The sequence below is a fragment of the Alkalibaculum bacchi genome (assembly GCF_003317055.1).
In the GTDB taxonomy this organism is placed as follows: domain Bacteria; phylum Bacillota; class Clostridia; order Eubacteriales; family Alkalibacteraceae; genus Alkalibaculum; species Alkalibaculum bacchi.
This window is the reverse complement of sequence record NZ_QNRX01000007.1, coordinates 1-24,275: the sequence shown is the minus strand read 5'-3', so window position 1 is coordinate 24,275 and position 24,275 is coordinate 1. Positions and strand designations below refer to the sequence as shown.

At 34.8% G+C, this 24,275-nt stretch carries 28 protein-coding genes; 27 read left to right on the top strand and 1 reads right to left on the bottom strand.

From position 1 onward, the window contains the following. Nucleotides 1-3 precede the first annotated feature (3 nt). Nucleotides 4-1,986: an anaerobic carbon-monoxide dehydrogenase catalytic subunit gene (gene cooS, locus DES36_RS06475; RefSeq protein ID WP_113920420.1), complete on the bottom strand. Its 1,983-nt coding sequence runs from the start codon at nucleotides 1,984-1,986 to the stop codon at nucleotides 4-6. Nucleotides 1,987-2,273: 287 nt separating this feature from the next. Between cooS and DES36_RS06470 the strand changes: the two genes are divergently transcribed. The 27 genes from DES36_RS06470 (at nucleotide 2,274) to DES36_RS06340 (ending at nucleotide 24,111) form a co-directional block, all read left to right on the top strand. Next, the gene (locus tag DES36_RS06470; RefSeq protein WP_242981719.1) at nucleotides 2,274-3,017 is read left to right on the top strand and encodes a prepilin peptidase; all 744 of its coding nucleotides are present in this window, start codon (nucleotides 2,274-2,276) and stop codon (nucleotides 3,015-3,017) included. A gap of 129 nt (nucleotides 3,018-3,146) precedes the next feature. Beyond that, the gene (locus tag DES36_RS06465) at nucleotides 3,147-3,596 is read left to right on the top strand and encodes a type II secretion system protein (protein ID WP_170128211.1); all 450 of its coding nucleotides are present in this window, start codon (nucleotides 3,147-3,149) and stop codon (nucleotides 3,594-3,596) included. Then, nucleotides 3,596-3,964, top strand: coding sequence for a type IV pilus modification PilV family protein (locus DES36_RS06460; RefSeq protein ID WP_113920417.1), 369 nt, complete (start codon nucleotides 3,596-3,598; stop codon nucleotides 3,962-3,964). The genes DES36_RS06465 and DES36_RS06460 overlap by 1 nt, the downstream gene beginning before the upstream one ends. Further along, nucleotides 3,940-4,440 carry a PulJ/GspJ family protein gene (locus DES36_RS06455; RefSeq protein ID WP_113920416.1) on the top strand — a complete coding sequence of 167 codons (501 nt, stop codon included), beginning with the start codon at nucleotides 3,940-3,942 and terminating at the stop codon, nucleotides 4,438-4,440. The genes DES36_RS06460 and DES36_RS06455 overlap by 25 nt, the downstream gene beginning before the upstream one ends. A gap of 10 nt (nucleotides 4,441-4,450) precedes the next feature. Beyond that, entirely contained in the window at nucleotides 4,451-5,527 is a 1,077-nt protein-coding gene (locus tag DES36_RS06450; RefSeq protein WP_113920415.1) for a hypothetical protein, read from the top strand. 89 nt (nucleotides 5,528-5,616) lie between these two features. Beyond that, the gene (locus DES36_RS06445; RefSeq protein WP_170128210.1) at nucleotides 5,617-6,702 is read left to right on the top strand and encodes a type II secretion system protein GspL; all 1,086 of its coding nucleotides are present in this window, start codon (nucleotides 5,617-5,619) and stop codon (nucleotides 6,700-6,702) included. Continuing rightward, a complete protein-coding gene (locus DES36_RS06440; RefSeq protein ID WP_113920413.1) occupies nucleotides 6,689-7,231 on the top strand; it encodes a PilN domain-containing protein in 543 nt (180 codons plus the stop codon). The genes DES36_RS06445 and DES36_RS06440 overlap by 14 nt, the downstream gene beginning before the upstream one ends. After that, on the top strand, nucleotides 7,218-7,886 hold the full coding sequence (pilO, locus tag DES36_RS06435; protein ID WP_170128209.1) for a type 4a pilus biogenesis protein PilO: 669 nt from the start codon (nucleotides 7,218-7,220) through the stop codon (nucleotides 7,884-7,886). The genes DES36_RS06440 and pilO overlap by 14 nt, the downstream gene beginning before the upstream one ends. Before the next feature lie 31 nt (nucleotides 7,887-7,917). Next, on the top strand, nucleotides 7,918-8,133 hold the full coding sequence (locus DES36_RS06430) for a hypothetical protein (protein ID WP_113920411.1): 216 nt from the start codon (nucleotides 7,918-7,920) through the stop codon (nucleotides 8,131-8,133). Further along, nucleotides 8,117-8,674 (top strand): elongation factor P, encoded by a 558-nt coding sequence (gene efp, locus DES36_RS06425; protein ID WP_113920410.1) that lies wholly within the window; start codon nucleotides 8,117-8,119, stop codon nucleotides 8,672-8,674. The genes DES36_RS06430 and efp overlap by 17 nt, the downstream gene beginning before the upstream one ends. 417 nt (nucleotides 8,675-9,091) lie before the next feature. Further along, entirely contained in the window at nucleotides 9,092-9,511 is a 420-nt protein-coding gene (locus DES36_RS06420; RefSeq protein ID WP_187387048.1) for a CD1247 N-terminal domain-containing protein, read from the top strand. Nucleotides 9,512-9,856: 345 nt separating this feature from the next. Further along, on the top strand, nucleotides 9,857-10,846 hold the full coding sequence (gene spoIIIAA, locus DES36_RS06415; protein WP_113920409.1) for a stage III sporulation protein AA: 990 nt from the start codon (nucleotides 9,857-9,859) through the stop codon (nucleotides 10,844-10,846). Beyond that, nucleotides 10,836-11,357, top strand: coding sequence for a stage III sporulation protein AB (locus DES36_RS06410; protein ID WP_113920408.1), 522 nt, complete (start codon nucleotides 10,836-10,838; stop codon nucleotides 11,355-11,357). Before spoIIIAA ends, DES36_RS06410 begins: the two co-directional genes overlap by 11 nt. Before the next feature lie 10 nt (nucleotides 11,358-11,367). Beyond that, entirely contained in the window at nucleotides 11,368-11,565 is a 198-nt protein-coding gene (gene spoIIIAC / locus DES36_RS06405) for a stage III sporulation protein AC (RefSeq protein ID WP_113920407.1), read from the top strand. A gap of 14 nt (nucleotides 11,566-11,579) precedes the next feature. Beyond that, entirely contained in the window at nucleotides 11,580-11,966 is a 387-nt protein-coding gene (gene spoIIIAD / locus DES36_RS06400; protein ID WP_113920406.1) for a stage III sporulation protein AD, read from the top strand. Nucleotides 11,967-11,975: 9 nt separating this feature from the next. Then, nucleotides 11,976-13,145, top strand: coding sequence for a stage III sporulation protein AE (gene spoIIIAE / locus DES36_RS06395; RefSeq protein ID WP_113920405.1), 1,170 nt, complete (start codon nucleotides 11,976-11,978; stop codon nucleotides 13,143-13,145). A gap of 8 nt (nucleotides 13,146-13,153) precedes the next feature. Then, on the top strand, nucleotides 13,154-13,750 hold the full coding sequence (locus DES36_RS06390) for a stage III sporulation protein AF (RefSeq protein ID WP_113920404.1): 597 nt from the start codon (nucleotides 13,154-13,156) through the stop codon (nucleotides 13,748-13,750). A 17-nt stretch (nucleotides 13,751-13,767) separates the two neighbouring features. Beyond that, nucleotides 13,768-14,379 (top strand): stage III sporulation protein AG, encoded by a 612-nt coding sequence (gene spoIIIAG, locus DES36_RS06385; RefSeq protein ID WP_113920403.1) that lies wholly within the window; start codon nucleotides 13,768-13,770, stop codon nucleotides 14,377-14,379. Nucleotides 14,380-14,422: 43 nt separating this feature from the next. Further along, nucleotides 14,423-14,977 (top strand): SpoIIIAH-like family protein, encoded by a 555-nt coding sequence (locus DES36_RS06380; RefSeq protein ID WP_113920402.1) that lies wholly within the window; start codon nucleotides 14,423-14,425, stop codon nucleotides 14,975-14,977. 378 nt (nucleotides 14,978-15,355) lie between these two features. Then, nucleotides 15,356-15,862, top strand: a complete 507-nt coding sequence (locus tag DES36_RS06375; RefSeq protein WP_113920401.1) for an FHA domain-containing protein — start codon at nucleotides 15,356-15,358, stop codon at nucleotides 15,860-15,862. Beyond that, nucleotides 15,859-17,175, top strand: coding sequence for an FtsW/RodA/SpoVE family cell cycle protein (locus tag DES36_RS06370; RefSeq protein WP_113920400.1), 1,317 nt, complete (start codon nucleotides 15,859-15,861; stop codon nucleotides 17,173-17,175). Before DES36_RS06375 ends, DES36_RS06370 begins: the two co-directional genes overlap by 4 nt. Then, the gene (locus DES36_RS06365; protein ID WP_113920399.1) at nucleotides 17,172-18,566 is read left to right on the top strand and encodes a peptidoglycan D,D-transpeptidase FtsI family protein; all 1,395 of its coding nucleotides are present in this window, start codon (nucleotides 17,172-17,174) and stop codon (nucleotides 18,564-18,566) included. The genes DES36_RS06370 and DES36_RS06365 overlap by 4 nt, the downstream gene beginning before the upstream one ends. 170 nt (nucleotides 18,567-18,736) lie before the next feature. Then, complete coding sequence (locus tag DES36_RS06360) at nucleotides 18,737-19,501, top strand: exodeoxyribonuclease III (RefSeq protein ID WP_113920398.1); 765 nt, start codon at nucleotides 18,737-18,739, stop codon at nucleotides 19,499-19,501. Between the two features lie 284 nt (nucleotides 19,502-19,785). Next, nucleotides 19,786-20,661, top strand: coding sequence for a DMT family transporter (locus DES36_RS06355; protein ID WP_187387050.1), 876 nt, complete (start codon nucleotides 19,786-19,788; stop codon nucleotides 20,659-20,661). Nucleotides 20,662-20,895: 234 nt separating this feature from the next. Next, a complete protein-coding gene (locus tag DES36_RS06350; RefSeq protein WP_113920396.1) occupies nucleotides 20,896-22,146 on the top strand; it encodes a DNA polymerase Y family protein in 1,251 nt (416 codons plus the stop codon). Nucleotides 22,147-22,190: 44 nt separating this feature from the next. Then, a complete protein-coding gene (locus DES36_RS06345; RefSeq protein ID WP_113920395.1) occupies nucleotides 22,191-22,451 on the top strand; it encodes a hypothetical protein in 261 nt (86 codons plus the stop codon). 427 nt (nucleotides 22,452-22,878) lie between these two features. Continuing rightward, on the top strand, nucleotides 22,879-24,111 hold the full coding sequence (locus DES36_RS06340; protein WP_113920394.1) for a serine hydroxymethyltransferase: 1,233 nt from the start codon (nucleotides 22,879-22,881) through the stop codon (nucleotides 24,109-24,111). Nucleotides 24,112-24,275 lie beyond the last annotated feature (164 nt).

Sequence of the window (24,275 nt, the reverse complement as noted above, 5' to 3'; positions counted from 1 at the left end):
AGCTTAACTCCAGCTTAATGCTTCTCGTTTTGCTTCAATATCTTCGATAATTTTATTGCCTAAGCTGTCTGGATTTACATCTACGACCATGACTGCACCGATGGTTTCTTTTGTATCTTCATAAATGTATTTCATTACATTAGGTGATCCTTGTACAGGAGACTCTACACAATGGTAGGAATTAATCCCTAGTAAACGGAAGCTTAATGCAGCTGCAACGCCTTTTTCGTTTGACCATTCAGGGCTTGCAAAGGCAAATGGCATATCCTTTAAGTCTTTTCCACAAGCATCTGCTAGGGCTCTAAAAAGCGCAGAAGCTCTTGCATTATCAAGACATTCTCCCATATGCCATACAGGTGGAAGGTCTGATCCTAAAAATTCTTTTAGCTGGCTACCTGTATGTTCTAAAGCGGATTTATTACAGTATCCTAATTTTAGAAGTGGGAAGGATGCGCATCCATTTGTAAGAACGAGAATATTTTCCTTTATTAGCTTTGATGTAATATCTGTAATCGCTTTTTCATATAAAACTCTAGGATTATTACAGCCTACTAGATTAATAATTCCCTTGATTTTTCCTGTCTTTAAAGCTTGTGCGATAGGTTCAATACTGCCAAATTGTTTTATGATATTTTCAAGAGAAAATCCAACTTCTGCATTGACTTCATACTGAGGAATCGTTACAGGTATATCTCTCCTATTTGCAAAGCTTACAATTCCACGAGTAAGGATTTTTTTAGCTAAATTTTCCGTTTGAGCAATATTAGAGTGCTCATGGTCATAAGCATAATGCTCCGCACCAGGCAATCTTGCAGAATCGCTTGTAGTTACTACTACAGTTTTGAAGCAATTTGCAACTTCCATAATAGCAGGGAATACATCTTGAACGTCAGCAACCCAAAGGTCAAGGGCACCTGTTCCCACGATTAATTCGGCACCGATGGCATTAGAAAGTGGAATGACTCCTCCGTATCGATACATAGAAGACAAACCAGAACAGCAAATACCGTAAAACTGTATTCCTTTAGCTCCATGTTTTTTTGCTAAAGCATCAAATTCCTCTGTTTTTCCTAGTCTTACGATCTCGCTGACGAGAAGAGGAGAGTGACCGTGAAGGGCGATATTTACATATCCTTCTTTTAATGCTCCAACATTACATTTTACCGTACTTCTCACTGGCAAACCAAACAAGCTATCTATGGCAATAGAAGAAGCTAGTACGCTGGACCATGAGAATGCAAGGCCACATCGAGATAATTGCTGCATGATGTTTTTCCAGTCGCTATCAGTGCCTGTAGTTGTTCTATGTAGTGCGTCTGTTATTTCGTGATATGCGCTAATAGGGAGAATATCTAACTCCTTCCAAACTTTTACTCTTTCTGGAGTAGCAAAGGCATGCATAGTCTTGTGCTTATCTGGAACAGTTCTAGATAAATCTTCAAGTAAAATATCTGCAACGAGAACAGCAAGCTCTTTAATGGACTTTCCTTCGATATCAATGCCGAGTGTAGTAGCTGATTTTTTAAGTTTTTCAGGTCCTAGAATTGGCAAGTTTAACTTTCCTTCTCCAACCCATTTTAAGGCAAGCATGCTTTCTCTACCTCTATATCCATGACCAGCAACTCCACTTGCTACCCATCGAAGTAAATTACGAGATACAATTAGATCGGCATCGGCGCCGCAGACACCCCTAGGGCTTTTTTTTGTAATTCTACAAGGTCCAATATTACAGTTTTTGCAGCAAATTCCGGCCATACCAAAAGTACAGTGAGGTTTTTGGGCATCGAAACGATCAAATACTGTTTCAAGTCCGACTTTCTCCATATTATGAATAAGTTCTTTTACAGCTGGATCAGGTGTGTGTTCTAAGACATCTTCCTTAGAAGGAAAGGTTTTCTTATATTCTTTGATAGCCTCATTATAGTCGTGGAAATCGTTGTGGTGGTGATGATGGTGGTGACCGTGGTTGTGTTCGTGTGAACTCATTTCATGTTGCCTCCTTAACGTAGTAAATATATATGTTTTATAATATATTAATACTATATTTTCCTAATGTCAATAAAAAACGTATTATTTCGATAAGTTTAATTTGTGATAATTATACTTTCAATAAATATACAAGATAAAAAAAGTAGGGTATATTATTAATTGAAAATAGTATTGTAGAGAAGTATTTGTTTTTTGGAAAAATAAACCATATTTTTACATTTTTGCTGTTTATTAGAGTTTAATCGTGGTAATATTATATTGGGATTGTCTAAGGAGGCTATATTTTGGATTTTTTTTATGTATTTTTAGTAGGAACGATTATTGGAAGTTTTTTAAATGTGATCATTTACCGAATCCCTATAGGAGAGTCTATTATTTCGCCGCCGTCTCATTGTGGTAATTGTGATAGTAGATTGAGACCCTTAGATTTAATTCCTATCCTTAGTTGGATTGCTCTAAAAGGTAAGTGTAGATATTGTAGCTCTAAAATTTCGTATCGATATCCCTTTGTAGAATTGTTGACTGGAGGATTATTTCTTTTTACATATATTGCAGTAGGTATTGATCAAAAGTTGGTGGCCTATTTAGTACTTGGCTGTATGCTTATAATAAATACATTCATCGATATGGACCATTTTATTTTACCTAATATAATACTGTTGTTTGGACTCATTGCATTTGTTCTACTTACTGTGTTTTTGCCTTTTATTTCATGGCGAGATTCTTTTTTAGGTGCATTTGTAGGAGCAGTTCCGTTACTTATCCTATTTTTACTTACAAAGGGGAGGGGTATGGGGCCTGGGGACGTAAAGTTTATGGGCGTAATCGGATTGTATTTAGGTTGGAAATTATCTTTGCTAACCCTATTTTTATCTTTTATTTTAGGAGGCATTTTTGGAATCCTTTTATTAGCCACAAGAATAAAAGACAAAACAGATGCCATCCCTTTTGGACCCTGGATTGCTCTAGCAGCTTTTATCTCTATGTATTGGGGGAGCGATATTATTAGTTGGTATCTAGGTTTATAAGGTGGTCAGGTGGTCAGGTGGTCAGGTGGTCAGGTGGTCAGGTGGTCAGGTGGTCAGGTGGTCAGGTGAAATCAGCGGCCGCAGAGCGGCCTGCTGATTTCACTTAGAACTAAATAGGGTGTGTTTGTTTTGAAGGATGAGAAGGCTTTTACTTTGATCGAAATGATTGTTACTGTTGGGATTTTAGGTATTATTCTTTCTATGGTTTTCCTTAATAGTAAAGGTTTACAAAACTTTATAGACAATCAAAATCTAAAAACTCAGTGTAGGGAAGTACATCAAGTTCTTTTGAATGCGCGAAATGACGCTATAATGGATGGAAAAGCACGTAGAGTTAATATACATGAAGATAAAATCTACATATATATTGCTGAAGCAACCGCTCAAGCAGAAAAAATAGAATTTAAGGATTCTATTTTAATCACTTCAAATACGTACTTTAGAAAAAACCTAACTTTTCATCCTACAGGTACAGTCAATCTCGGGGGGCATTTTGTTTTTGAAAATAGACAAGGAAATAAGAGGACTATCGTGGTACAAATTGGGACAGGCAGAATCTATATTAAGGAGGAAGAATAATGAAAAGGCAGGATGCTTTTACTTTAATTGAAGTAATTGTGTCTATTTGCGTTTTTTCTGTATTTTGTTTTAGCTTTTTAACTGCTTCGCAGTTTGCTTACAAAAGCTATACCATCTCTAAAAATCGATATGAAGTGTTGACAAAAGCCGAAAATTCCTTAGAAAAGATTAAGTCTGCAATGAATGAATGCGATCGAGAAGAATTAAGTGTTGAAATGGTTTCATCTATTGTTGAAAATGCAAAAGACTCTGAAGGCGATTATATAATCGACTTACAAGAAACAACCAGGCGAGGCTTATATAAAGTACAAATAATCTTTGAAGAAAGCCGGTATAAGAAATTATGGACTCAAATATACGTACCTTAAATAAGGGCTTTACTTTGATTGAACTAATAATTAGTTTATTTTTAATGACCTTAATACTAGGCGCTGTTTTTTACCACTTTCATTTTCAGTACAGTAGTTACGAAAATCTTTATGAAGATATTACATCTATGGAAAAATTGCGTTTTTTATCCATACAGCTGGAAAAGCAGATTTGTAATACGTCTAGAATTTATGTAGTAGAAGGTACAGTTTATTTAAGAGATATAGAGACTCCAGAGTACTACAATTATTATACATTGACAAATAAGATTTTGTACAAAACTAAGACCCATTCAGACTTAAAAGATATAGGGCTAGGGAGCAAGTCTCAGATAGCTAATAAAATCGAAAATTTTTTTATAACTTATATAGACAGTAAAACCATTCAGCTTACGATTGAAGTCTCAGAAGGCGAAAAGAAGGCCAGATTGCAAAAGGACATCTCCGTATTAGGACAAGTGACTGTAATTAATTAGGGGGATTACCATGAAAAAGCAGGATGGATACGCTGTTCTTTTTACGATTATTATCATTATGATGCTTATAAGTATTGTATTGTTTTCGATGCTTTTTTTAGCTCTTTATGAATTTCGGTCTGTAGAGAATTATGATCACTATCAAAGAGCCTGTTATTTAGCTTTAGGTGCAAGGGAAGAAGCCCTTTCTATTTTATCTTCAGATTGGGATGCTTTAGGAGGTTTATCTTCTACTGTGGTTGAGGGCGGTGAGTATGGGTATGAGGTCGTAGAATCTAATGAGAATAGAAAAAAGATCAAAATATACGGAAAATCCCATCTTATTCGAAGAGATTTTGAAGCAATCCTTGAGGCGCCTAGTGGAAAAGTAAATTTATTAGATTTAAAAAAATACGTCTTGTATTGCAATGGAAAAATGATTATTGATAGTATGAATACGATTGATATTCCAGAAACTTCATCTGGCATTATAGGGATCACAAAAGACTTAATTGTAAATAAATCTGATGATTTTAAGAAGCGCTCTCTAGATGTAAAAGGAGATACTGTGGTTCTAAGAGGAAATGAAGGATTCACTCAGTACAATTCTTTTGTAGACTCTCACTTGCCTTATTGTCAACCCTACAATAGTGAAGATTACGTAACATGGTTAGTAGAAAATTTTAAGGAAAATGTGTCTTTCATCAATGCTCCAGGAGAGACAATATATTTGAACAAAGATACTTTTCCTATAGGAGACAATACTAGAGAGCTGTATATTGTACAGGAGGCAGATGCTTTTATCATGGATGATTGTACCTTTGAGGGATTTGTTGTTTTAGATTGCGTAAAAGAGGTTTATATGACAAGCAGTGCAAAATTACATGGGTCCATGCTCCTTTTTGGAATGGATACGGGAGTAACAGAGATACAGGGAGAAATAAAAGGAAGTATGATGCTCCTTGATTTAAAGGAAGAGGCTTGTTTTAAAGGTGTATTGCACTACGATTTAGAAGCACTAGAAAAAATCACGCCTTATCTGTCTACAGATTTGTTACATAATGAGCGAAAAAATAGAATCAATCTGTTAAAGTGGAGCGAGATATAAAGGCATTTTCTAAGGCTTGAAATCTTGCAGTAAGGTTCATAAATAGCAAGCAAAATAAAACGGATAGGCTTAGTGTAGAGGTGAATAGAGTGTTTCGTAAAGAAAGTCATACAGTGGTGTTTGATGTAGGTTCGAGTACCATAAAGATTATAAAGGGATATATAAAGGAAGAAATAATAAATATCGAGCACTACCGTATATTTCATATACCGCAAGACATAGTACAAGAAGGAAAGGTTGTGGATAAGAAAGGCCTTTCAGAAGAACTTTGTAAGTTAAAAATCAAAGCTAGTGATATTCGACTACTTCTCTCCTCTAAGGACATAATTCTTAGAACTTTTCAATTGCCTAAAATGGAATTAAGTGAAGTTCGTCAAGCTGTAAAATTTGAAATGTCTGTATTACTGCCTGATGAAATAGAAAATTACATCGTAGATGGAGTGGTAATTAGAGAATACAAAGAAACTTCTGAAGAAAACAACACCTTCATCATGTATGAAGTTCAAGGCATTGCAGTAGAACGGAAAACGGTTACCGACTATTTAGACTGTTTTTCAAAAGCAGGGCTTAAAGTTAATGTAGTAGATGTTCAGCCTAATGCTATTTCTAAATTACTATGCCACGATCATTTCTATATGCGCAAAATGAATGGAACCGTTCTTAAAAATCAGAATATAGCTGTTTTAGATATGGGGTATGAAAAAACATCAATTACGTTTATAGAGGGCAAGAAGATTTTCATTTACAAGATTTTAAATAAAGGTGGCAGGGATTTTACAAAGGCTATTGCCAAAGATTTTCATATGAGTTTTCAAGAAGCAGAAGAGTGGAAATTAGATAATCCGTTCTCTTCTATGGAAAAAGAAGAATTTAAAGGAAAGGAAGAGGTAAATAATCTGCTCTTAGAAATAATACAAGAATTAACTCAGCTAATGGGATTTTTTGAATCTATGTGTAAAGATAAAAGGATAGGGTATATTTTATTGCTAGGTGGAGGTTCTCTTATGCCTATCTGTAAAAAATATATTGAGAATGCACTTCAAGTAGAAACAGAGTACCTTTTTGCCTTACATAGTATATATATTAAAGAATTACACTCTGCAAATCACATTAGCTTTTTAGCCAATGCTATAGGTGCTCTTGTGAGAAGGGAGAAAAATCATGATGGATATTAACTTGCTTCCTGAGGAAATGCTAACAAATATGGCTTTAGGGAGAAAAAAGAAGGTTCAGATCATCCTTGTTCTCTTCCTTACTATGGGAATTTTGTATCTTGCTCTGTTTGCACTAGACTACCATTTGCAAAATAAGATATTACAAATAGACGAACAAATTCAATCTATGGGAGACGTGAAGGGTTTAAAACAGGAAATTTCTATAAAGAGTAATGAAATCAATCTTATTAAGGGAATGATTCATGAAAGAAATCAATCCACAACCAATTTTTACGAGTTAATCAAGAGATTAGAAGGGTTAGTTCCTATGGGTGTTACATTTACGAGTCAAAGAGGAGAAAATGGAAATATGATTATAAGTGGAATAGCAAGCAAGGAAGAAGGAATCGCTGAGCTAGCTGCAAATTTATATCAATTAGAAGAAGCACACAATATACGGATTCGTTCTGCGGCTTATGAGAATCAAATTCGCTTTGAAATTACTTTTTCATACGGATCAAATGGAGGAGAAGAATTTGAATCTAAGTAGAAGGGAAGAGGTTTTATTAGGGTTACTGCTGTTTCTTGGAATATTTAGTTTGTACTTTTTTTGTTTGTTTTGGCCTAAATTTCAAGAATTTCAAAAGCATGGACAATTTATAAAAGAAAAAGAATTAGAATGTAGTGAAATGGAGTTCCTTTATAGTAGTAAGCAATTGAAGGATGTAGATAAACAATGGTCAAAAGCTAAAAAACAGATTCCATCAAGTATGAAACTCCCTGATTTGTATATGAATCTGCTTAATTTGCAAAAAAATTCTGGAGTATCCTATAATCTTATCGAATTTGGTTCCTTAGAAAAAGCTTCGCAACAGGTTTATGAAGATGGCGCTATATTATCAAAAGTGGATATAAATGTGACGCTTGTAGGAACCTATGAGCAGGTAGATTCTTTTTTAAAAGATTTGTATGGTAATGAGAGAAGACTTGAAGTCACAAGAGTCCACTACGAAAATAGAGAAGGAAAAATTCATGCCACTATAGGGCTAGTGGCATTTGCTCTTCTTAAGGAAAATGATCCAGAATGGACTCAGTACGATTTTGTTCAGGGGAAATCCTATGGTAAATCGAATCCTTTTGTTGAAGAAAAAAACCAAAGTATAGATGATAACAGTGAAATTAGCAATAATATAGATCAACCCTAGGTGTGTAGAATAAGTTAAAAGTGGTTTAATTATGAAAATTAATTATGGATTACATAGGAAGTTTATGTTAATATTAATTAGTGATTTATTGCGTATTAGCAAGCTATTAAAATTAGTAGTCATAAGTACTGAAGAAATTCGCCAAATGAATGCATTGTATTCATTTGAAAGCTTTGCTTTCGCTTGGCTCATTGTTTCACGCAAAACTGTTGAATTTGGAGGAATAAAGTATGATATCTGCAAGTGATTTTAGAAAAGGTGTTACATTTGAAATGGATGGCAATGTATACGTCATTATTGATTTTCAACATGTAAAACCAGGCAAAGGTGCTGCTTTTGTTCGAACTAAGATTAAAAATGTAATTACAGGGGGAACTACAGAAAGAACATTTAATCCTTCTGAAAAATATCCAAAAGCGCATATTGAGACAAAAGAAATGCAATACTTGTACAAAGATGGGGATTTATATTACTTTATGGATTTAGAAAGTTACGAGCAAATCCCATTAAATCACGGCCAAGTAGAAGAAGCAATCAAATTCTTAAAAGAAAACATGAATGCTACTATTAAATTCTACAAGGGACAAGCTTTCTCCGTATCAGCTCCTAACTTTGTAGAATTAGTTATTACAGAAACAGAACCAGGCTTTAAAGGAGATACAGCTACAGGTGCAAACAAACCTGCTACATTAGAAACAGGCGCAGTAGTAACAGTGCCATTATTTGTAGATGAAGGAGATACGATTCGTATTGACACTAGAACAGGCGAATACATGGAGAGAGTCTAGAAAGGCAGCCACCAGCAGTCAGCTATCAGCATTTTAGCTGCCAATGGTAGCCTAGAAGATTTACTATCCACGTGATCCTGAGCGCCAGCGAAGGATCTTTGACCCCAGGGGAATACAAAGTTCTGGTAGCTGATTGCTGGCTGCTGATGTGTCGCAGGCGCTTTCTTGTGTATTCGGAAAGTTCTACTTTTAACCTTAACTCCTAGCTCAGTCATCCTGAGCGTAAGCGAAGGATCTTGACCCAAAAGGAATACTTAAATGCTAGCGACTAAAGTGCCAGAGGCACTTTCCCGTCAACGCTACAATGTAAATGAGTACATACAAATATTTATTTATAAAATATTTGTATGTTTACCCTAGAAGTTGGGGTATAATGAATATGCATACTTGCATAAAAGTGTAAAGGAGGAATTGGAAATGGAATACATTAACGAAAAAGTATCTTATTTAAAGGGTTTATGTGATGGCCTAGAGATTAAAGATTCTTCAAGAGAAGGAAAAGTCCTCGTGAAGATTGTTGAAATTCTTGAGGATATAACGGATGCTTTAGCAGGCCTTGATGACGCCTACGAAGATTTAGAAGATTATGTAGAATTAGTCGACGAGGATCTTATGGAAGTCGAAGACGAAGTTTACGGTTTGGATTTTTTAGATGACGATGATGATGACTTCTATGAAGTAGAATGCCCACATTGCGGAGAAGATTTCATTACCAATTTCGATGAATTAGAGGAAGAAGATTTCGAAATAGACTGTCCTTATTGTGGACACATAGTAGAAATCGACACAACAGAATGTGACTGCGGCGACGATTGTGATTGCCACGACCACGAATAATAAAAAGCGCCTTTGGCGCTTTTTGTTTTAAGTTGTATGTTTTATGTTCTAAGTAAAACCATTTGCTGAGGAGTTTCATGTTTAAGTAGGCTGAATTGATAATCAACGACAATAAGAACAGGTTTATATCCATGGATATAAACCTGTTCTTATTTTTTGCGATAAAGTCATTGTTCAAATACTAATAATCAGACATAACAATCATCATTTGCGACCTAAAAGTTTTTACATAGAGCTTACAACGTAAAACTTAGAACTAAAATGCTGATAGCTTTTTTAAAAAATAAAGGTTATATTTCTTGTCCTAGCCTAATAAATATAGATTAAGGACAAGGAGGAATTAATATGTCAAACCAAAGATTAATTCAAGATTTTAATGAAGTTATTTTCAAAGGAATGGATTTAAAGATTAAAAATATTTTAAGCAGACTGCCTTTGACCTTTTTATTAGGAATTGACGAAATCAGATTAAGAGTGAACAACCCTCTTATGGTTTGCAAAATGAAGGAAGATTTTTTAATTAATGATCACGGAGAAATTGTCCAAAGTGTAAAAGAAGCTTACATAGTAAAAGAAAAGGAAATACATAATTCTTTGCAATTGCTCAGCCAATACTCATTGTATTCTATTGAAGAAGAACTGTCTAAGGGATTTATCACTTTAAGAGGTGGGCACCGGGTAGGTATTACAGGAAAAGTAGTTCTAGAAGGCGGGGAAGTAAAGACGATTAAATACGTAAATGGTTTGAATTATCGCGTCATGAGAGAAGTAAAGGGTTGTTCTAGAACAGTCGCTCAGATTATTCAAAGAGATGAAAACGATATTTATCATACCCTTATAGCTGGTCCTCCTAAAAGCGGAAAGACAACAATTTTAAGAGATTTAGTTCGAGCTTTTAGTATGGGGAATGGCCGGTCTGGTCTAAAAATCGGCGTAGTAGATGAGAGAAGCGAAATCGCAGGCTGTCACAGGGGAATCCCACAAAACGATATGGGGATTCGCACAGATGTATTAGATTGCTGCCCAAAGGGAGCAGGCATCATCAATTTGATCCGTTCTATGTCTCCACAAATTATTGTAACAGATGAGATCGGTTCTAAAGAAGACTTAATCGCTATTCGCGAAGCCTTAAATGCTGGAATAAAAATGATTACCACTGTACATGGTGCAAGTATGGAAGAGCTGCTCAATAGACCCTATATTGCTCAAATGATTCAAGATAAATTATTTGAAAAGATTATTTTTCTAGACAACTCAAATGGTATAGGAACAGTGTCTAAGGTAATAGAAGTAAACGAGCTCTTTAAAAAAGAGGAACTAGAACATGTATCTTAAATGTATAGGAGCTCTTCTGGTGTTTATAAGTTCCTGCCTTCTTGGTCGATTACAAGCCAATCGTTTTGCTAAGAGGTACTCACAAATACTAGATTTTCAAGGTATTGTCCAGTACTTTGAAACAGAGATATGTTATACCTCTACACCTATAATGGAGATTTTCCATTCTCTAATCCCTATTGTCAATCCACCTTTTGACAAAATACTAAAAAATGTTTTGTCGCGCATTACAGATTATGGCTATGAGCCCTTGTGCGTTATTTGGAAAGATGAATTAGATCAGAATAAAGGCTCTCTGTATTTAAAACAGGAAGATTTAGACATCCTCTTATACTTTGGCAATGTCTTAGGCACCACAGATACTGAAAATCAGAAAAAGTATTTTGCCCTAGTAAAGGATCGCTTACATACTCAGTTGACCTTAGCTTTAGAAGATAAATTAAAGTATATCAAGTTGTATAGTCAGTTAGGTATTATAGTAGGTTTATTTATTACAATCATTATAATTTAGAGGTGAGCTTATGGATGTACAAATGATATTCAAAGTAGCTGCAATTGGAATCGTAGTAGCGGTATTGAATCAGCTGTTAAAGAACGCACAAAAAGATGAGATGGCTTATATGGTCTCTCTCACTGGTGTAGTTATTGTTCTGATGATGGTCATTACTATGATTTCAAACTTATTTGATGCCATTAAATCCTTATTTCAACTCTATTAGAAGAGGATCAAAATATGGATATCTTTCAAATTGCAATTATAGGTATTGTCGCTACTTTACTTATTGTACTGATTAAAAAGTACAATCCCGAATATCAAATTTTTATAGCTGTAGCAACTGGAGTCATTATCTTATTTGTTATTTACTCTTATTTAGGACCCATTTTACAGAGCTTTCATTCTCTTTGGAGCAAGACGGATATTGATAATAGCTACTTTGAAATTATCTTAAAAGTCATTGTCATAGCGTATATAACGGAATTTGGAGCTCAAATATGTAAAGATGCTGGAGAAAATTCTATCGGGATGAAAATAGAATTGGCAGGGAAAGTAATTATCGTGTATCTTTCCGTTCCGATTGTCCTTTCGCTGATCGATTTTATTATCAATCTGATACCTTAGGAGAAGCTTATGATAAAGAAAATAACAATCCTATTGCTTGTCCTTTTACTATCTGGGACAAGTGGAGTATTGGCCTTAGAGCAGTCCAATACTCTAGGAGAACTTACTGATCAAATATACGAGAAGTACGATATAGGAAATTTAGAACAAATTTATGATAGCGCTGGTTTAGAGAAATACTTACATTATACAAGTGTAAAAGATTTTATTGCAGCACTTGTCAAAGGTGAATTAGAGTTTAGCCTTGATACCATATTAGAGGGGGTAAAGAGCATTTTCTTTCAAGAGATTTCTCTTTCTCTAAGTTTGCTGGCTCAAATCATTTTTCTCTCAATATTAGCCGCTGTGCTCAACAATATTTCCTCTTCTTTTGGTGAGAGTCAAGTAGGTAATATTGCGTTTTATGTCATCTATTTTGTCTTGATTGGATTGGCTGCTAGTAGTTTTCGATCTTCTATCAGTTTGGCATCATCCACTATTGACGAAATGGTAAGCGGAATACAGGCTATTATCCCTGCGCTTATTTTGTTATTAGCCTCTGTTGGAGCAATTGCCAGTAGCGCCGTTTTAAGCCCTGTCATTGTTTATGTAGTAACTTTTGTAGGAACGACCATTAACAATGTGATTTATCCGTTGATTCTAGCCTCTGCAGTGATTACTTTAATCGATCATTTGTCAAAGGAAGTTAAACTATCTAATTTAGCAAAACTATTAAAAGATATTGCTTTATACATATTAGGTTTTTTGTTTATTTTGTTTTTAGGAGTAGTGTCTATACAAGGGTTTGCCATGACTACATTAGACGGGGTATCTTCTAAAACAGCAAAGTACGCTATAGATAATTTTGTGCCCTTTGTTGGAGGATTTTTAGCAGATTCTATGGATACTATCGCTAGCGCTGCTAATGTAATCAAAAATGGTGTAGGAATCGTCGGTTTACTGATTATCGTAGGAATTATCGCTTTTCCTATAATGAAGATGTTCGTATTATCTTTAATGTTTAAAGCTTCAGCTGCTATTATTCAGCCCATATCTGACGAGCGTATTGTGAAATGCCTTACGGAAATAGGTACATATATTATGCTGATATTATCCTGTCTCTTAGTTGTAGCGGTCATGTTCTTTTTGATGATCAGCATTATCATACTACTAGGCGATATGACGGTTATGTATAGGTAGGTGAAAAAATGAATGCATTTTCCATATGGCTGAAGAATATTGTCATCATCACTGCTACAGTGACGCTGCTTCACTTAATTCTTCCCAAATCTATGGGAAAATACGTAAAGATCGTTACAGGTTTTATTGTTGTATTGGCAATGGTTCAGCCCTTTACCAATGTATTAAATACGGATTTTTATTTGCAAAATCTCATGTTAAAACACGATTTGATTATGAAAGAAAATACAGTAAGTCAAATGGACCCTCTATCAGATGAGAAAATTACAGCTAATGAGAAAGAGTTAACGGTTCAATTATACAAAGATAAGTTATCAGAAAACATAGAGCAAAATATAGGAGAAAATTTTAATCTAAAAGTAGAAGTAAATTTAGAAATTTACGAAGATTTAAATCAAGATGATTTTGGCACTTTAAAGAAGGCGCAGGTAATCTTATTGACGGAAGAAGACGACTCTGTTATTAATCCTGTTGAAAAGATTGAAATTGAAAAAGACAATACAAAGGAAACGATCGATGAAAAAACAACAAAAGATATAAAAAATTTCTTTTTGAACTTCTATAATTTAAAGTCGGAGAATATAAGTATTAGTGAGAGAAAATAACGATAAGGGGGATAAACGTGAAATTAGAAGAGAACATAAGAAAAATGATTGACAAGATAAGGAACATGAACGAAAAAGAAAAAGTGCTCAATATTGGATTGATCTGTATTATCGGAGTAGTTATGGTATTGGTCTCAAATTTTTTTAGAAGTGCTGATAATCCTAAAGGGACAAGCGCAAACATGGCTGAACAACAAGAAGTGGTACAAACCACAAGCTCACAACCTTTATCCGATTACCAGTCTTCTATTCAAAAAGACTTAAAGAGTATTCTAGGGAAGATAGAGGGTGTAGGAAATATCGATGTCATGATCACCTTTGAAAGCCTAGACAAAAAAGAAATCGCTTATAACACTCAAGAATCCAATAATACCACAACTGAAAATGACAATCAGGGAGGTGAAAGAGTTATTGAAGAAAGTCAAAAAAATCTAAATGCAATTATGGTCAATAAAAATGGTTCTAATGAACCCTTAATTATCACTGAGAATTATCCAAGTATAAAAGGAGTCATCGTAGTGGCGGACGGTGCTTCTAATCCAGATATAAAATACAATCTTTTAAAATGTGTGGAAAATGTACTTGATTTGCCTTCTCATAAAGTTATGATTTACTCAAGAAAGAAATAATATATATAAGACAAATTTAAAAATAATCAAGGGGGTTATTCAATTGAAAAGAAGCAAGAATTTAATGGTTTTAGGTTTGGTAGTAGTTTTAGTTTTTGTAGGATACCTTAACTTCCAAATGTTCTTTAAAAAGGATACGGACACTGCCCAGGTAAACACAGAAGAAGCACCTATTAATGCAGAATTAGTTAGTAGTGAGACAGAAAATGAAATCATGACTGGAAATATGGCTGTGACGGATGAATTCTTTGTTGATTACAAAATCGAGAGAGATCAAAGTAGAAGTCAACATGTTGCAATGTTAGAAGAAATATCAAAATCAGAAGATGGAGATAAAGAGACAAAAAATCTAGCACAACAAGAAGCGATTAGTTTAGTGAAAATAAGTGAACAAGAGATGGTCATCGAAAATCTAATTCGTTCAAAAGGCTTTAACGATGCAATCGTATTTATTCATGATGGATATGTAAATGTAGTAGTAGATGCAGAACAATTGACAACAGCACAAGCAGCACAAATACAAAATATCGTAAACAAGGAAACTTCAGTAACTATCGACAAGATCTCTATTGCAACAAATACTTCAAGCGCGAAATAGTTATGTGGTGTAGCTTCTATTTAAAAACACCTAAGTCACCGCAGGTCACGTAGAAAATATAGATTTTGTGGCCAGAATAAACAATTTTAAAGTCGAAGTACCTTCTAATAATAGGGAGATACTTTGACTTTATTTTTATTTAATAAAAATGTAAGAATCTGTTTTATTAATATACACTTATGTCACCGAAGATCGCTTTAATACTTAGAACATAGAACTTAGAACATAGAACTTAATATGAACTTAAAACCAAGATAGTCATCCCAAATGCTTTTACATAGGGCATAGAACGGATATCTTACAACTTAAAAGTTGTATCCCTTCAAGGCTTGTAATATAATGGTAAGTAAATAATTTAAAGAAGAGGTAGTAAATTATATGTACGAAATACTGCTCAGAATATATGATTTTTTAGGAGACACTTATCAAATTATCGCTACTGTGTTTAAATATCTTTTTGTCATCATTATCTATCTTTTTATTTTTTCTATTATTCGCATGATTTATTTGGATATTAGTTATATGAAAGGGTATCGTAGAAATGAAGATGAAAAGGTGCCTTATTTAAAATTAATGAATCGAAGAGAAAAATTAAACTTTAAAACATTTGATACTTACGATTTAGATAGGAATAAAACCATAGGGCGGTCCAATAAAAATGAAATTACCATTCAAGATCCATTTCTCTCTAAGAAACACGTCTCTTTTACTTTTGAAGGGGATCAATGTTTTGTGCAAGATTTAGACAGCACCAATGGGACTTTGGTCAATGATGAAAAGCTTGGAGATGAACCTGTTTTACTACAAGACGGAGATAAGATTCACTTAGGCCAGTTGGATTTTATTTTTGTGGATGAAACGGAATATGAGGATGAAGAAGAATGATGATTTTTAACCGCTATAGACCCATTTACTTTATTGTTTTTCTCAATCTTCTGGCCTTTGGACTATTATTTTTAAGAAATCCAAGCAAGACTGTATTGCTTACTTGTCTTATTATGATTGCCATGATTTATTTTGTCTACTTTCTCCTACGATGGAAAAAATGGGGGGATCTATACTTATTTTTAATTGTTGCTATGTTAAGTAGCATTGGTCTGATTATGATTTTTCGCCTAGACCCGGAGCTAGGGACAAAACAAATTATTTGGTTTGCAGGAGGGATTATCCTCTTCTTGCTGACTTATTTTGTCTTTACTAATATTAAGTTTTGGAACAAACTCACCTACTTCTATATAGGTTTAGCTATTGCTTTGTTTCTTTTAACTTTACTATTTGGAAGAAATATAAGTGGTGCTACAAACTGGATTCGAATTGGAAGATTTTCCGTTCAACCTTCAGAATATATTAAGATTATCTTTGTCTTCTTTTTAGCCTGTTATTATGCAAAACCGGATGTTCTTGAAGTGCCTAGCTTTTCAATTAAAGAAAGAGATATTAAAGTGCCCGATTTTACAATTAAAGAAAAAAACATTAAAATGCCTAACTTTACAATTAAAGAGAGGGACATTAAAATACCTAATAATATTATGCTGTCTATTGTATCTTATGTCTTTTTAGTGTTCTTTGTATTGCAAAGAGAGTGGGGTGGAGCTGTTTTACTCTTTTTAATTCACATTGTGCTCTTGTTTGTCTTTGAAAATGATTGGAAGGTGATTTTGGGAAATATTGCTCTTGCCTTTATTGGAGGCCTTTTAGGAGTACTTTTCGTTAATCACATTCAAGTTCGAATTGATGTGTGGCTTAATCCTTGGGAAGACATTGCTGGAAAGGGCTATCAAGTTACTCAATCCCTCTTTGCGATAGGCTCTGGTGATTATTTTGGTAGAGGTTTAGGCCTCGGTAGCCCCAGATATATTCCAGAGGTAGAAACAGATTTTATCTTTTCGGCTATTTGTGAAGAAATGGGCATTTTAGGTGGCGTTGGGGTCATTATGCTCTACTATATTTTAGTATATAGGGGATTTAAGATTGCTTTAACTGTTGAAAATACATTCTATAAAGCTATTGCATTAGGGATTACCTTAATATTTGCTTTTCAGACTTTCATTATTATAGGTGGCGTTATCAAACTCATTCCCTTAACAGGAATTACTTTACCCTTTATTAGTTACGGAGGAAGTTCCTTAACTACGAGCTTTATCGCATTAGGCATATTACAGGGTATTTCTAAGGACATCGAGGGAGGCGGAGTATGAATACCAATAAGAGGATTATCTTATCTTTAATTGCCATAAGCGTACTATTCTTTTCCCTAATAGCTTATTTAACCTATTTTGAAATTTTCACAAAAGATCAAATTGTATCTAATAGCTACAATCAAAGGTTAAGCGAATATGAAGATGCAGTTTTAAGGGGAAATATTTACGATCGAAATGGAACAATTATTGCTTATTCCGAAAGAGAAGGAGAAGAAGCAGAACAGAAGCGAATTTACCCATATGAAAATACGTACAGCCATATTATTGGTTATAGCTCCAAGACTTATGGAAAAGCTTTATTGGAGGCGTCTTACAATAAGTATTTATTAAATATCAATGAATTAAGACCCGTTATCGATTTGAAAAATCAAATTACGGGGCAGACTTCCAAGGGAAATAATCTGTACTTGACTATTGATCATGAATTGCAGTCCTTAGGACAAGAATTATTAGGTGAAAATAAAGGAGCCATTGTAGTTATGAACCCTAAAACAGGAGAAATCCTAGCTATGGTAAGCAAGCCAGACTACAATCCTAATAGCGCAACTTTAGAAAAAAATTGGACTTCTATTGTAGAATCTGAAAATACTCCTTTACTACCTAGAGCAACTCAAGGTCTATATCCGCCAGGGTCAACCTTTAAAACGGTTGTAGCTAGCGCAGCCATTGAAAACGGGCTAGGAGATACTACTTTTGAAGATAAAGGGGTTACTACTATAGGTGGAAAAGAGATTAAAAATTATGGTGCAAAAGCCTATGGAAATATTAATTTAGAGGAAGCCCTCACTTACTCAAGCAATGTAGCTTTTGCAGAATTAGGCGTAGCTTTAGGCGACGGAGATTTGAGAAGATTATCAGAAAAGTTATTATTCAATCAATCTATTGATTTTGAGATTTCTCTAAAGAAGAGTTATTTTCCTAGTAAAAAGCTAAATAAAAGTGAACAAGCAGTAACTGCTTATGGTCAAGGAGAACTCTTAGTCACACCTCTGCACATGGCCATGATGGTTTCTACCATAGCCAATGATGGGATTATGATGAAACCTATTTTAGTAAAAAATATCACAGGTTTTACAGGAACAGAAGGAAAACCACAAGAATTATCTACAGTTATGTCCGCGAAAACAGCCAATGAAGTGACCTCTATGATGGAAAGTGTGGTTAATAAAGGTACAGGAAAAAATGCAGCCATTAGTGGAGTTCAAGTAGCAGGCAAGACGGGTACAGCAGAAAATAATACAGATAAATCCCATGCCTGGTTTATTGGCTTTGCCCCTGCGGATGATCCACAAATAGCAGTGGCAGTAATTTTAGAAAATAGCGGCTCAACAGGAGGCGAATCAGCAGCCCCACTAGCTCGCTGGATGATGCAACAAGCGTTGAAATAGAGGAGCAAACTTAGGGTCTGTCTTTTGGGTCGGTTGGACGAGGAAAACCTTAAGAGCGGAATGTGGAATGCGGAAAAAAACAAGTCCCCTTTAAGGGACATAAGTACCTACAACCTAAAACTTACAACAAAGTGCTAAAACAAACTAAAAACAACAAAGGTGGTTGTTATATGAAATTAGTGTCTTGGAATGTAAATGGCATTCGAGCTGTGTTGAAAAAGGGCTTTATGGATTTTTTTAAGGAAGTGGATGCAGATGTGTTTTGTCTTCAGGAGACCAAATTGCAAGAAGGTCAATTGGATCTTGAGTTAGAAGGGTATCATCAGTATTGGAATTATGCGGAGAAAAAGGGTTATTCAGGTACTGCTATTTTTACAAAGACAGAGCCAATATCTGTTCGGTATGGCATGGGAAGAGAAGAGCACGATAAAGAGGGAAGAATCATCACAGCAGAGTTTGAGGATTTCTTTTTACTCACTATTTACACGCCTAATTCTCAAAAAGAACTAGCTCGCTTAGACTACCGAATGACTTGGGAAGAAGCTATATTAGAGTACTTTAAAGAGTTAGAAGCCATCAAACCTATTATCTTTTGTGGAGACTTAAATGTAGCTCATAAAGAGATTGATTTAAAAAATCCTAAGTCTAATCGAAAGAGTGCAGGTTTTAGTGATGAAGAAAGAGCTAAGTTTGATGTACTTGTAGAAAATGGATATATTGACACTTTCCGCTATTTTTATCCAGACAAAGAAGATGCTTACACTTGGTGGAGCTATATTACAAAGGCGAGAGAAAGAAATGCAGGTTGGAGAATCGATTATTTCTGCACATCAAAATCCTTAGAAGACAGACTTGTAGATGCCCAAATTTATTCAGAAGTATTAGGCTCCGATCATTGTCCGGTGGGGCTTACCATGAGTGCTTCGCGCAATTGAAAATTTAGAATTATTCCTCGCCTTTAGGCGAGAAAATGGATATCTAACGATAGTTGAACAATGGCTGAGCAATTGTTCGACTGTCGTTTAACCATCATTCAACGCGCTAAAGGCGCTTTCTTATTTAATAGCAAAGTTCTACTTTTAACCTTAACTTCTAGCTCAGTCATCCTGAGCGTAAGCGAAGGATCTTGACCCAAAAGGAATACCCAAATGCTAGTGACTAAAGACTAATGACTAGCAACTAAAGTGCAAAGGCACTTTCTTGTGAGGTGAAAAGTAATTTGGAAGCAAAGCTAAAAATCATATTTTCAATGACCGTCTTTGGAACTCTTGCAATATTTGTCAATAATATTCCCCTATCTACAGGGGAAATTGCACTATTTAGAGCATTTATTGCATCCTTGGTTATTGTGATATATAAAATCATTACTAAGAACAAAATTCCATTAAGAGAAATAAAAAAAGACCTGCCTTTGCTCTTTGTTTCAGGAGCGGCAATGGGCTTTAATTGGATTTTACTCTTTCAAGCCTATCATTACACAACAGTCTCTATTGCCACCCTAAGCTATTATTTTGCTCCTGTAGTAGTTATGGCAAGTTCCCCCCTGTTTTTTAAAGAAAAACTAACTGTTAAACAAATCATCTGTTTTATAATGTCCACAATAGGTCTCATTATGATTATCAATATTGGCGGAGTAGAAAAGTCTAGTGGGAATTTAGTAGGAATAGGCTATGGTTTAGGTGCTGCTATACTTTACGCCACGGTCATAATTCTCAATAAATTTATTGTAAATGTTACTGGTGTAGATCGAACTTTAGTACAATTTATTGCATCTATTATAGTCCTTACACCTTATCTATTGGCAACTTCAGGTATTCATATAGAAAGTATTGGAACCCTGGGAATGATTAATCTTCTTGTCTTAGGAATCATTCATACAGGGATAGCCTATTGTATGTATTTTTCCTCTTTAAAAGATTTAAAAGGTCAGGAAGCGGCGATTTTAAGTTACATAGACCCATTGGTTGCCATTCTTGTATCTGTATCCATTCTAGGTGAATCCATTAATCCAGTACAAATTCTAGGAGGAATATTGATTTTAGGATTTACCCTTCTAAATGAATTAAAAGGCAAGGTTTTAGGTGCTAAATCATGATGCGCTTCGCGCAATTGAGAATTTACAATTTATAATTATAAAAAGCTCAAAGTAGAAAGTCGAAAGCAGAAAGTGGAAGAAAACCAAACACGCATTTCCTCGTCCAAAGGCGAGTTTGGTTCTTTCTCTTTCTGTTTTTTGTTTTACTCGTCCGACGAACCAACTGACCAATAAAAAAGTCGTTGTAAAAAGAACGTATGTTCGATATAATGTATTAAAAAAAGAAGGAATAATATGAGAAATCGAAATATATTTCATATAGATGCGAACTCAGCCTATCTAAGTTGGGAGGCTACTTGGAGATTGCAACATGGGGAAAGTTTAGATTTGAGAGATGTACCTTCTGTAGTAGGGGGAGATCCTAAAAGTCGTCATGGGATTATTTTGGCAAAGTCTATTCCTGCAAAAAAGTATGGAATCAAAACAGGAGAAACTCTTTACAGTGCAAGACAAAAATGTCCTGACCTGCTCATTGTGCCACCTAATTACGAATTGTATATGAAATGTAGCAATGGTATGTTTGACTTATTGAAAGAGTATTCACACTTAGTTCAAAGGTACTCTGTAGATGAATGTTTTTTAGACTATACAGAGAGCGAAAAACTATTTGGAAGTCCTTTGAAGACTGCTTATAAAATAAAGAATCGAATTCAAGAAGAATTAGGTTTTACAGTAAATATCGGAATATCTCATAATAAATTGCTATCAAAGATGGCTTCGGAATTGGAAAAACCAAATAAAGTCCATACCTTGTTTTCAGATGAAATTGCAAGCAAAATGTGGACATTACCAGTAGACGATTTGTTTATGGTAGGAAATAAAACCTTACCTAAATTAAAAAGGATAGGTATCAGTACCATAGGCGATTTAGCAAAAGCGAACCTTTCTCATATGAAAAGTTACTTAAAAAGTCATGGTGTTCTCATATGGAATTACGCTAATGGCATTGACGAATCTCCTGTTCGAGAAGAAGACATGGTGCAAAAAGGCGTAGGAAATTCTACGACTATAGCTTTTGATGTAACCAATCAAAGAGAAGCTCATCTTATCCTTCTTTCCTTAACAGAAACGGTATCTATGCGGCTTCGAAAAAAGAAGTCCCTAGCCCGAGTAGTCAGTGTATCCATCAAAGATAAAGATTTTGCTTATTATTCTCACCAATGCGCCTTATGTGCCCCAACAGATTCTACTAATGTGTTGTTTAAATACGTAAAAAAACTATTTAACGAAGCCTGGAAAGGAGAACCCATTCGCCACCTAGGGGTGCGGCTTACGGAGTTATGTAGCAGAGAATTTTATCAGATATCTATTTTTGATGAAAAATCTCTAGATAAATATAGAAGAATTGATGAAACAGTAGATTGTTTGAGAAGGCAATATGGAAAAAAGTCTGTCATAAGAGGATCTTTTCTACATTCAGGCTTAAAACCTATAGCAGGAGGTGTAGGAGAAGAAGAGTATAAGATGATGTCGAGTCATTTATAGCATAATATGAAAAGGAGCTTTGCTTCAATGAAGAGGTGTATAAGTTGAAAGTCATAGCAAAAGAAATCGAAATGATCGCTTGGTTTAAAAAGATGGATATGCCTATACCTATAAAGTTTAGATTTTTACAAGGGGATCAAAGACAAGTCGTAAAAATAGATCGGATTCTTCAAGCTGATGAGGAAAAATTAGCAGGCAATCGCATGTACATTTACCGCTGTCAAAGCGTAATAAAAAATGAGGAAAAAATATACGAACTAAAATATGAAGTAGATAAATGCAGATGGTATTTATTTAAAATCTAATGTCTATGTTGAAAGCCGAAGATGGTAGTTAAATGACCCATAAGGAATACATGTAAGCTAGTGACTACGGGCTACAGTACTAAAACCTGCAAGATAAACTGGATTATTTAAAAAATGTTCGACTTTTCTTCTGAAATTACCTATTTCTTCTTCTTTTCTTTATGAAAATATGGTAATATTAATCAAAATAAGGTGACGGAAAAGGGGAGGAAATACAAATTAATGATTTTTTACTAAGCCTGTCAAGTTTGACTACACTCTTAAGTCCTTTTATGGTCTTTATATTCTTTTTTGTAGCAACTTTGTTTTTATTTCAAATGAGAGACAAGACAAACAAAATGGAAGAATATATAAAAAGTATCGATCAATCTTTAAGGCATATTGCTCAACATTTATCAAAAGACAAATTATACTAGGAGGCTAAATAATGTTAGAATTCCCATTAGTTAAAGAATTTGACCCAGAAGTGTATGCTGCTATGGAAAAGGAATTAAAAAGACAACAAGGAAATCTTGAATTAATTGCTTCAGAAAATTTAGTTACAGAAAGAGTTATTCAGGCAATGGGAAACCATTTGACCAATAAATACGCAGAAGGATACCCTGGGAAAAGGTACTATGGGGGTTGTGAATACGTTGACATTGCAGAAAGCTTAGCAAAAGAAAGAATTGAAAAGCTTTTTGGAGCAGAATACTCTAATGTGCAGCCCCATTCTGGCGCTCAAGCTAATTTAGCAGTGTATTTTGCACTACTAGAACCAGGTGATACAGTACTGGGTATGAACTTATCTCATGGAGGGCATCTCACTCATGGTAGCCCAGTAAATATGTCAGGTGTTAACTATCGTTTTATCGCTTACGGAGTTGATAAAGAGACAGAACTTTTAGATTATGAAGAATTAGATAGAATTGCTAAAGAATCAAGACCAAAGCTAATTGTTGCGGGGGCAAGCGCTTATCCAAGGATAATTGACTTTGAGAGAATTGGAAAAATCGCCAAAGAAGTAGGCGCTTTATTTATGGTAGATATGGCTCATATTGCTGGTTTAGTTGCAGCAGGAGTTCATCCAAGCCCTATTCCATATGCAGATGTAGTAACTACGACTACTCATAAAACTTTAAGAGGACCTAGAGGAGGAGCTATTCTTTGTAAAAAAGAACTTGGAAAAGCGATCGACAAAGCTGTCTTTCCAGGGACTCAAGGTGGCCCATTGATGCACATCATTGCAGCAAAAGCAGTAGCCTTAAAAGAAGCTTTAAGCGATGAGTTTATAGTGTATCAAAAACAAGTAGTCGCGAATGCAAAGATTTTAAGTGAAGTACTTATGGACAAAGGATTTAAATTGCTTTCAAATGGTACAGACAATCACTTGATGCTAATGGACTTGCGAAATATTCACTTGACTGGAAAAGATGCAGAGGCCATGTTAGATGAAGTGCAAATTACAGCAAATAAAAATGCCGTTCCATACGATACAGAAAAACCTTTTATCACCAGCGGCATAAGACTAGGAACACCTACAGTAACAGCAAGAGGTATGAAAGAAGCGCAAATGGAAACAATAGGCGAAGCCATTTATCAATGTTTAATAAGGAAAGACAAAAAAATTGCTAGGGATTTAGTTGTAGAGCTTTGTAGGGAGTTTCCGATATATAGATAAGGTGGTCAGGTGGTCAGGTGGTCAGGTGGTCAGGTGAAATCAGCGGTCGCAGAGCGACCTGCTGATTTCACTTAGAACTTAGAACTTAGAACTTAGAACTTAGAACTTAGAACTTAGAACTTAGAACTTAGAACTTAGAACTTAGAACTTAGAACTTAGAACTT